The sequence below is a fragment of the Streptomyces sp. N35 genome (genome assembly GCF_016464295.1).
GTDB lineage: Bacteria > Actinomycetota > Actinomycetes > Streptomycetales > Streptomycetaceae > Streptomyces.
Window position 1 is genome coordinate 1 of record NZ_JAEIMH010000157.1, and the last position, 9,623, is coordinate 9,623.

General features: G+C 69.5%; 6 protein-coding genes and 1 pseudogene. 1 reads left to right on the forward strand and 6 read right to left on the reverse strand.

From position 1 onward, the window contains the following. The first annotated feature begins 467 nt into the window (after positions 1–467). Positions 468–1,409: a bifunctional riboflavin kinase/FAD synthetase gene (locus JAO81_RS40875; protein ID WP_199553085.1), complete on the forward strand. Its 942-nt coding sequence runs from the start codon at positions 468–470 to the stop codon at positions 1,407–1,409. A gap of 131 nt (positions 1,410–1,540) precedes the next feature. On the opposite strand, the gene JAO81_RS40880 is transcribed toward JAO81_RS40875, so the two are convergent. The 6 genes and pseudogenes from JAO81_RS40880 to JAO81_RS40905 form a co-directional block, all read right to left on the reverse strand. Next, the gene (locus tag JAO81_RS40880; protein WP_199553086.1) at positions 1,541–2,524 is read right to left on the reverse strand and encodes an ABC transporter ATP-binding protein; all 984 of its coding nucleotides are present in this window, start codon (positions 2,522–2,524) and stop codon (positions 1,541–1,543) included. After that, positions 2,521–3,669, reverse strand: a complete 1,149-nt coding sequence (locus JAO81_RS40885; protein WP_199553087.1) for an ABC transporter ATP-binding protein — start codon at positions 3,667–3,669, stop codon at positions 2,521–2,523. Before JAO81_RS40885 ends, JAO81_RS40880 begins: the two co-directional genes overlap by 4 nt. After that, positions 3,666–4,628, reverse strand: coding sequence for an ABC transporter permease (locus tag JAO81_RS40890; RefSeq protein ID WP_199553088.1), 963 nt, complete (start codon positions 4,626–4,628; stop codon positions 3,666–3,668). The genes JAO81_RS40885 and JAO81_RS40890 overlap by 4 nt, the downstream gene beginning before the upstream one ends. After that, positions 4,625–5,724, reverse strand: a pseudogene (locus tag JAO81_RS40895) (ABC transporter permease). The gene JAO81_RS40890 and the pseudogene JAO81_RS40895 overlap by 4 nt, the downstream one beginning before the upstream one ends. Before the next feature lie 56 nt (positions 5,725–5,780). Next, entirely contained in the window at positions 5,781–7,706 is a 1,926-nt protein-coding gene (locus JAO81_RS40900) for an ABC transporter substrate-binding protein (protein ID WP_199553089.1), read from the reverse strand. Positions 7,707–8,030: 324 nt separating this feature from the next. Then, positions 8,031–9,623, reverse strand: a 1,593-nt coding sequence (locus tag JAO81_RS40905; RefSeq protein ID WP_199553090.1) for a MinD/ParA family protein, incomplete at its 5' end; no start/stop codon positions are given.

Below are 9,623 nucleotides of genomic sequence, written 5' to 3' on the forward strand. Positions count from 1 at the left end.
CGGCGGTGACCCTTCGCGGGAACGGTGCCATTGCCCGAATGAGCAAGCACCCCACCCCGGCCCCGACCCACAACGAAACCGCAGGCGCGAACCGCACACCGCAGTGACCGCGAGGCATCCGCACCCGGCCCGGACCCAACCGCAGGCGCAAGCCGCACACCCCAGAGACTGCGACGCATCCGCACCCAGGCCCCGACCCGTCATCCGCACCCAGGCCCCGACCCGCAACGAACCGCGCGCGAGCCGCACACCTCAGAGACCGCGACGCATCCCCCAGCCCCGCCGCACCGCACACGCACGCGAGCCTCACGACGAGGAACACCCAGGAAGCAGCACCCGCGGACAGCCGAGGCCTGGGGACGTAGCCCTGAGCGGGGCCCCGGGGGCGGGGGCTCCGGAAAAGGCATGGCACTCTTAGTCCTGCGCAAACAGAACAACACACACAGGTTCGGCGAGGAGCAAACACCGTGCAGCGCTGGCGTGGCTTGGAGGACATCCCCCAGGACTGGGGGCGCAGCGTCGTCACCATCGGCTCCTACGACGGCGTACACCGCGGTCACCAGCTGATCATCGGCCGCGCCGTCGACCGCGCCCGCGAGCTGGGCATCCCGAGCGTCGTCGTCACCTTCGACCCGCACCCCAGCGAGGTCGTCCGCCCCGGCAGCCACCCCCCGCTGCTCGCCCCGCACCACCGCCGCGCCGAGCTGATGGCCGACCTCGGCGTCGACGCCGTGCTGATCCTCCCGTTCACCGCGGAGTTCTCGAAGCTCTCCCCGGCCGACTTCGTCGCCAAGGTGCTCGTCGACAAACTGCACGCCCGCGTCGTCGTCGAGGGCCCCAACTTCCGCTTCGGCCACAAGGCCGCCGGCAACGTCGAGTTCCTCGCGGAGCAGGGCCGTACGTACGACTACGACGTCGAGGTGATCGACCTGTTCGTACGCGGAGAGGCCGGCGGAGGCGACCCGTTCTCCTCCACCCTGACCCGCCGCCTCGTCGCCGAGGGCGACGTCGAGGGCGCCGCCGAGATCCTCGGCCGCCCGCACCGCGTCGAGGGCGTCGTCGTCCGCGGCGCCCAGCGCGGCCGCGAACTGGGCTTCCCCACGGCCAACGTCGAGACCCTGCCGCACACCGCGATCCCCGCCGACGGCGTCTACGCCGGCTACCTGCACGTCGAGGGCGAGGCCATGCCCGCCGCGATCTCCGTGGGCACCAACCCGCAGTTCGACGGCAAGGAGCGCACCGTCGAGGCGTACGCGATCGACCGCGTCGGACTCGACCTGTACGGCCTGCACGTGGCCGTCGACTTCGTCGCGTACGTACGGGGCATGGCGAAGTTCGACTCGCTCGAGCAACTGATCCAGGCGATCGCGGACGACGTCCAGCGCTCGAAGGAACTGCTCGCGGCATAGCCGGGCAGCCGACCGGTCAGGAAGCCCACCGGGCCGGGAAGCACAGCAGCCGACCCGGGCCGTACAACACAGCCGAGAACGCGAAGGGCCCCGCACGAATGCGGGGCCCTTCGGCGTGCATCAGCGGGAGCTCAGCCCGAACTCACCCGAGCCGCAGCCCAATGACACGCCACCTGCCGCTCCCCACCCCCCGAAAGCACCGGCAGCAAGGTGGTCCGGCAGTCGCCGGCGACCCCCGCGCGTTCGGCCTCGCCGGAGGCGAGTACCTGGCAGCGGGCGTGGAAACGGCAGCCGCCCGGGATGCGCGAAGGGTCCGGTGGTTCACCGGTGAGGACCACCGGATCGCCCGGTGCTTCCGGGAGTACGGACAACAGGGCCTGTGTGTACGGGTGTTGGGGCGAGGTCAGGACGTCCTCGACCGTTCCCGTCTCCACGATCCGGCCCAGGTACATCACCGCCACCCGGTCCGCGATGTTCCAGGCGAGGCCCAGGTCATGGGTGACGACCAGCGCCGAGAGCCCCAGCTCCGTCCGGAGCGAGAGCAGCAGCGCGAGGATCTCCCCGCGTACGGAGGCGTCGAGGGACGCCACCGGCTCGTCCGCGACGATCAGTTCGGGATCGAGGACGAGCGCGCCCGCGATGACGACGCGCTGCCGCTGGCCGCCCGACAGCTCGTGCGGATAGCGCAGGAAGAAGCGCTCGGGCGGGCGAAGGCCCGCCCGCGCCAGGGCGCCCGCCACCGCCTCGCGTTCGTCCCCCGCGTACCCGTGGATGCGCAGCCCCTCCGCGACCGCGTCGTACACGGTGTGCCGTGGGTTCAGCGACCCGCTGGGGTCCTGCAGCACGAGCTGTGCGCGCTTGCGGTAGGCCTTGAGTGCCTTTCCGCGATACGTCAACGGGGCGCCGTCGAAGAGCACTTGGCCGGACGTCGGCGGGACCAGGCCGAGCAGCGAGCGGGCGAGGGTCGTCTTGCCGCAGCCGGACTCGCCGACCAGCGCCACGATCTCGCCGCGCCGGATGTCCAGGTCGACCCCGTCGACGGCCCGCGCCTCGGGCGCGCCGCGCCGTCCGGGGAAGGTCACCCCGAGGCCGGCGGCACTCAGCAAAGCACTCATCGCTCACTCCCCACAGAAGCACCCGAAGCACCCGAAGCACCCGCAGCGTCCGCAGCGCCCGCAGCGCCCGGAGTATCCGAGCCGTCTGAGCCGTCCGAGCCGTCCGGATCATCCGAAGCGCCCGGACCAACCGAAGCATCCGAAGCACCCGTACCAACCGAAACATCCGCAGCACCCGGCGCACCCAGCGCCCCCGCACCTTGGATGTGCACACAAGCCGCCCGCCGCAACTCCCCGGCATCCACCAGCACTTGGTCCTCCACCGCACACGGCTCCAACGCCACCGGACACCGCGGATGGAAGGTGCACCCGGTCGGCAGATCGGAGGGATCCGGCGGATCCCCGGGCAGCCCGCGCGGCGCGAACCGCGACGTCGGGTCCCCGATCCGGGGGAACGCCGCCGACAGCGCCTTGCCGTAGGGGTGCTGGGCGTCCTCGTACACCTGCTGAGCAGGTCCCTCCTCGACCACGCGCCCCGCGTACATGACCGTGAGCCGGTCGCAGGTGTCGGCGAGGACCGCCAGGTCATGGCTGATCATGATGAGACCGAGGTCCTGCTCGGCCACCAACTCCTCGATCAGGCGCAGGATCTGCGCCTGGATCATCACGTCGAGCGCGGTCGTCGGTTCGTCCGCGATGATCAGATCCGGCGCGCACGCGAGCGCCATCGCGATCATCACGCGCTGCCGCTGCCCGCCCGACAGCTCATGGGGATACGCCTCGGCGCGCGCGGCCGGAAGGCCCACGTGTTCGAGCAGCTCGGCGACCCGTTCCCGCACCTTCCCGGCGGGCGTCGTCCGGTGCAGCCGGATCGGCTCGGCGATCTGGTCGCCGATACGGTGCACCGCGTTCAGCGAGTGCATCGCGCCCTGGAAGACGATCGACGCCCCCGCCCAGCGCACCGCCCGCAGCCGGCCCCACTTCATCGCGAGGATGTCCTCGCCGTCGAGCAGGATCTGCCCGGTCACCTTGGTGCCGACTGGCAGCAGTCGAAGCAGCGCGAGGGCGAGTGTCGACTTGCCGCAGCCGGACTCGCCCGCGATGCCCAGCTTCTGCCCGGCGTCCACCGTGAGGTCGACGCCGCGTACCGCCTGGGCGCCATTCGCGTATGTGACATGCAGGTCACGTACCTCCAAGAGGCTCAACGGGCCACCCCCAGCCTGGGATTGAGAACGGATTCGACCGCGCGCCCGCACAGCGTGAACGCCAGCGCCACCATCGCGATGGCGAGTCCGGGCGGCGCGAGATACCACCAGTGTCCGGCGCTCACGGCGCCGGCCTCGCGCGCGTCCTGCAGCATCCCGCCCCACGAGGTGATGGTGGGATCGCTGAGCCCGAGGAACGCGAGCGTCGACTCGGTGAGGATCGCGCTGGAGATCACCAGCGTGGTCTGCGCGAGGACGAGGGGCATCACGTTGGGCAGCACGTGCCGCAGCATGATGTGCCCGTGCCCGCCGCCGAGAGCGCGCGCCCTTTCGATGTACGGGCGGGACTCGACGGCCAGGGTCTGGGCGCGGACGAGGCGAGCCGTGGTCGGCCAGGTCGTGACGCCGATCGCGAGGATCACCGTCCACATGGAGCGGTCCATCACGGTCGCGAGGGCGATGGCGAGCACCAGCGTCGGCATCACCAGGAACCAGTCGGTGACCCGCATGAGGACGGTCGCGAACCAGCCCTTGAAATGCCCGGCGACGATCCCGACGACGGTGCCGATCGCCACGCACAGGAAGGCGGCGAGGAGACCGACCGTCAGGGAGACACGGGAGCCCCAGACCAGCAGGGCGAGGACGCTGCGGCCGAACTGGTCGGTGCCGAGCGGGAATTCACCGCTCGGATCCTCCATGGCCTGGCCCGGAGCATCCGTCACGGACTCCGAGTCGGCGCCCACGAGCAGCGGCGCGCCGAGCGCGATCAGAGCGATCAGCGCCAGGGCGGCGAGGCCCCAGAGCCCGCTCCTGTGCGTGCGGTACTCCTTCCAGAAGCGCCCGAGCGACTGGCGCATGCGGGCCGCCTTGAGCGCCCGGGGGCTCTTCGCGGCGACGGCCTTGGTCAGAGGTTCGGCCGGGACCGGGGATTCGGTGGTCAGCGGCGGCTTGGCGGTCATCGGCCCACCCGGGGATCGAGCAGCGGATACAGCACATCGGCCAGTGTGTTGGCCAGGATCACCGCGGCGGCGAAGAGGAAGAACAGCGCCTGCACCAGCGGCAGGTCAGGGCCCGCGAGCGCCTCGTAGAAGAGACCGCCGAGCCCCGGCCAGGAGAACACCGTCTCGACCAGGATCTGTCCGGCGACCACATGCCCGAGGTTCACGAACATCAGCGTGAACGTGGGCAGCATCGCGTTCGGTACGGCATGCCGACGCCGTACGACATCGTCGCGAAGTCCCTTGGCCCGCGCGGTCGTCAGATAGTCGCTGCCCATCTCGTCGAGCAGCGAGGAGCGCATCACGAGCAGGGTCTGCGCGTAGCCGACCGCGACCAGCGTGATGACCGGCAGGACCATGTGGTGCGCGACATCGATGATGTACGCGAATCCGCTCTCGCTGCCGGATTCGAGACCGCCGGTCGGGAAGAGCCCGGGAATGGGACCCACACCGACGGAGAAGACGATGATGAGCAACAGCCCGAGCCAGAAGGACGGTACGGAGTACAGCGTCAGGGCCAGGGCGCTGTTGAAGCGGTCGCCCTTACCGCCGTGCCGCCAGGCCGATCGCGTACCGAGCCAGAGGCCGAGTGCGGTGAAGAGGATGAACGCGGTACCGGTGAGCAGCAGCGTCGCCGGCAGCGCAGCCGTGATCTTCTCCATCACCGGTGCGTGGAACTGGTACGACATCCCGAAGTCGCCGGACAGCGCGTCCCCGATGTAATCCAGGAACTGCTGCCACATGGGCTGGTCGAGGCCGAACTCCCGCCGCAGGTTCTCCAGTTGCTCACTGGAGACCGGGCGGCCGCCCGTCATGTGCTTGACGGGATCGCTGGGAATCAGCCGGAAGAGGAAGAAGCTCGTGACGAGCACGGCGAACAAGGAGATCGCGGCCCCCACGATCTTGCCCGCCGCATAACGCAGATAGGCCTTGGTGTTGCGCGCGCGTGGTCCGCGGCCGGAACGACGCGACCCCCGCGCGCGCTGGCGGCACGCCCGCCTCCGAGCCCGCCGCCTCCCGCGCTGTGCACGAGCGCCGGAGTGCCCTCAGCTGTCATAGGACTCTCGTTCCTCGTGCGGTTTGCTTACCTTGAGTCGGTCCTTGCCCGTGGGACTATTCGCGGTCGTCGGCCGTGGCCGCGCGCCGCCGCGTGAACAGGAACACGGCACCGCCGAGCACCAGCACACCGATCACGATGCCGATCACCACGCCCGTCGAGCCGGAGTCGTCACCGCCGCCCCCGGAGTCCGAGCCGCCGCTGCCCGCGCTCGCCGGCTCCGCCGACCACCAGCTCCAATACCCGTCCTGGCCATAGATGTTGCCGGAGGCCTCGGGCATCGTCTTGATGGACTTGATCTGGTCCGTGCGGTACGCCTCGACCGCGTTCGGGTACGCGATGACGTTCATGTAGCCCGAGTCGTACAGCCAGGACTGCATTTCCTTGACGGTGTCGGCACGCTTGGCCGGGTCGTATTCGGCGGCCTGCTTCTTGTACAGGTCGTCGAACTTCTTGTCGCAGATGAAGTTGTCGGTGGCCGCGCTCTCCTTGGCCTTCTCCGGCAGCGCCGCACAGGTGTGGATTCCGAGCACGAAGTCCGGGTCGGGGTTCACGGACCAGCCGTCGAAGGCGAGGTCGTACTCACCCGCGTACCAGGGAACCGAGACATCGTCGAGGCACTGGACCTCGAGTCCGATGCCCAAGTCGCCCCACCATTCCTTCAGATACTTGCCGATGGCCTTGTCGTTGGGGTCGGTCGCGTGGCACAGAATCCGGAAGTCGAGCGGCTTCCCTTCCTTGTCGACGCGCTTGTCGCCCTTCATCAGATATCCGGCCTCGTCGAGCAGCTTGGCGGCCCGGTCCGGGTCGTACGCGAGCTTCTGATCGCCCTCCGGCTTCCAGAAATACGATTCGAAGCGCGGCGGAATGTAGCCCTCGCCCTCGACGGCGTGCCCCTGGAACACCTTGTCGACGATGGTCTTGCGGTCGACGGAGAGGAACAGCGCCTGACGCACCTTCTGGTCGAGCAGCGCCGGGTGCCCGTCACCGAACTTCTTGCCGTCCTTCGTCTGCGCCCCCGGGTTGGTGGCGATGGCGAAGAAGCGGCGGCCCGGCCCCTCGTTGACCTTGATGTTCTTCTCGCCCTTGAGGCTTGCGGCCTGAGCGGGCGTCAGCGCGGGCGAGCCGGCGACGAAGGACACCTCGCCCTTCTTGAGGGCGGCGACGGCGGCGTCCTGGTCCTTGTACGTACGGAAGACCAGCTCGTCGAACTTCGGCGCCCCGCGCCAGAACTCCTTGTTGGCCTTCAGCTTCACGTACTGATCGGTCTTGTACTCGGTCAGCGTGAAGGGGCCGTTGCCGACGATCGGGAACTTGTCGTCGTTGTTGAACTTCGAGAAGTCCTTGACGTCCTTCCAGATGTGCTCGGGCACGATCGGGACGTCCAGGGAGACCATCGTCGCCTGCGGCGTCTTGAGCTCGATCACGAGCTCGGTGTCGCTGGGCGCGGTGACCTTCTTGAAGTTCGAGGTGAAGCTGCCGTTGGCCTGCGCGGCGTTCGGGTCGCTCATCATCTTGTTGAACGTGAACGCCGCGTCCTTGGCGGTCGCCGGCTTCCCGTCCGACCACTTGGAGTCGTCGCGGATCGTGTACGTCCACGTCAGCTTGTCCGCCGAGGACTTCCACTCCGTGGCGAAGCCCGGGATGGTCTTGTTGTCCTTGGGGTCGTAGTTGGTCAGGTACTCGTACATGAGCCGGTGGATGCTCGTGCTGACCAGCCGCTGAGCCAGGAACGGGCTCAGCGAGTCGACGCTCTGCGCGAGCGCGACCGTGAGGGTCTTGCCGTCGGCCTTGGCCTTGGCCGGCTGGGCTTGCTGGGCCTGGGCCGGTGCCTCGGCGGGCGCTGCGGGCGCGGCCGGCGCTGCGGCCAGTCCGGCCGTCAGGGCGAACGCGGCGACACCGGAGGCCAACAGGTACCGACGCCTGCGCCGGGCGGGCGGTGGTGATTCGAACTGCGGGGCGTGGTGATCTCTTACGTTCATGGGTCGGTGACCTCGCGTCATCGCTCGCATGGAAACGGCAGGAACAAGCGCCGAAGGGTCTGAGTGGTCTGTGTGTCTATCAGCGGTGGTCTAAACATGTCAACGGTCGCCGTTAGGGGGCTTGGCCTGCAGGAACGACCTTGAGCGGATAGGGAGTTGAGGACCTTGGGAGCGGCATTGGTCTAGTCACGTGAAAGTGCTGGTCGGTTCCTCCGCTACGCCGTATGTGTGCTGTTGAGGCTCACCGCTTCCCAACGCCGAGCGGCCGCACACCTGGCGTCGATCGCCAGATGTACGGCCGCGTGGTTGTCGCGTGCTGTCAGGTCACGCCTGAGGCGGCATGCCTCCGGGCGGTACGGGGCCGAGCTCGGGGCCCGGGGTCTGCCCCTGCCCCTGGGCGGGCGGCAGCTGCGGAGCGTGCGGCGGGGCCTGCTGCGGGGTCTGCTGCGGGTTCTGCTGCCAACCCTGGGGGACGCCACCGGAGTTGGGCGCCCCGGCCCCGGCCTGCGGGGGCTGCTGTTGCGGATAGGGCTGCTGGCCCCCGTACGGCTGCTGCTGTGGCTGCTGTTGCGGGTAGGGCTGACCGGGCGTCGGCTGGCCGGGCATGGGCTGGCCGGGGATCGGCTGACCGGGAGCGGCCTGCTGCCCCGGCAGCGGAGGTGCCATGTGCGGCGGCATGCCCGTCCCGTTCTGCGTCCACAGCCCCTGCTGCTGCTGTGCGCGCGCGAAGTCCTCCGCCACCATCGCGGAGAGCGTGAAGTACGCCTCGCGCGTGCGCGGCCGCATCATGTCGAGGTCGACCTCGGCGCCGGCCGACAGATGCTCGTCGAAGGGCACCACGACCACACCGCGGCAGCGCGTCTCGAAGTGCTGCACGATGTCATCGACCTTGATCATCTTGCCGGTCTCGCGGACCCCCGAGATCACCGTGATCGACCGCGAGACCAGGTCCGCGTATCCATGCGCGGAGAGCCAGTCCAGGGTCGTCGACGCGCTGCTCGCACCGTCGACCGACGGCGTCGAGATGATGATCAACTGGTCGGCGAGATCGAGGACTCCACGCATGGCGCTGTAGAGCAGACCCGTACCGGAGTCGGTGAGGATGATCGGGTACTGCTTGCCGAGTACGTCGATCGCCCGCCGGTAGTCCTCGTCGTTGAAGGCCGTCGAGACCGCCGGGTCCACATCGTTCGCGATGATCTCGAGCCCGGACGGCGCCTGCGAGGTGAAACGGCGGATGTCCATGTACGAGTTGAGATACGGGATCGCCTGGACGAGATCCCGGATCGTGGCACCCGTCTCGCGGCGCACGCGACGGCCGAGCGTGCCGGCGTCCGGGTTGGCGTCGATCGCAAGGATCTTGTCCTGCCGCTCGGTCGCGAGCGTCGCGCCCAGCGCGGTGGTCGTGGTCGTCTTGCCCACACCGCCCTTGAGCGAGATCACCGCGATCCGGTAGCACGAGAGCACCGGCGTCCGGATCAGGTCCAACTTCCGCTGCCGCTCGGCCTCTTCCTTCTTCGCTCCGAGCTTGAAGCGGGAGGCGGTGCCCGGCTGGCGGCTGCTCTTGGCCTTCTGCTTCCGGTTGATCAGCCGGTCCGAGGACAGCTCGACCGCGGCCGTGTAGCCGAGCGGCGCGCCACCCGTGACCTGCGGCTCGCGCTGGTCGTGCGTGACGGGCTGCGGCCAGGCGGCGCCTGCGCGCGGGTCCATGGGGGGCATGGGCTGGCCGGGCTGCTGCTGGCCGGGCTGTTGCCCCGGCTGAGGCTGCGGCGCGTGCGGCGCGTGCGGTGCCTGGGGTGCGGTCGGGGCGGGCAGGTTGGCGCCCGGGGGTGTGGTGCCCGGCTGCGGGAAGCCGTAACCGGCCTGTGCGGGCTGGGAGTTGGGGGCCGGGGCCTGCGGGGCCTGCGGGGCCTGCGG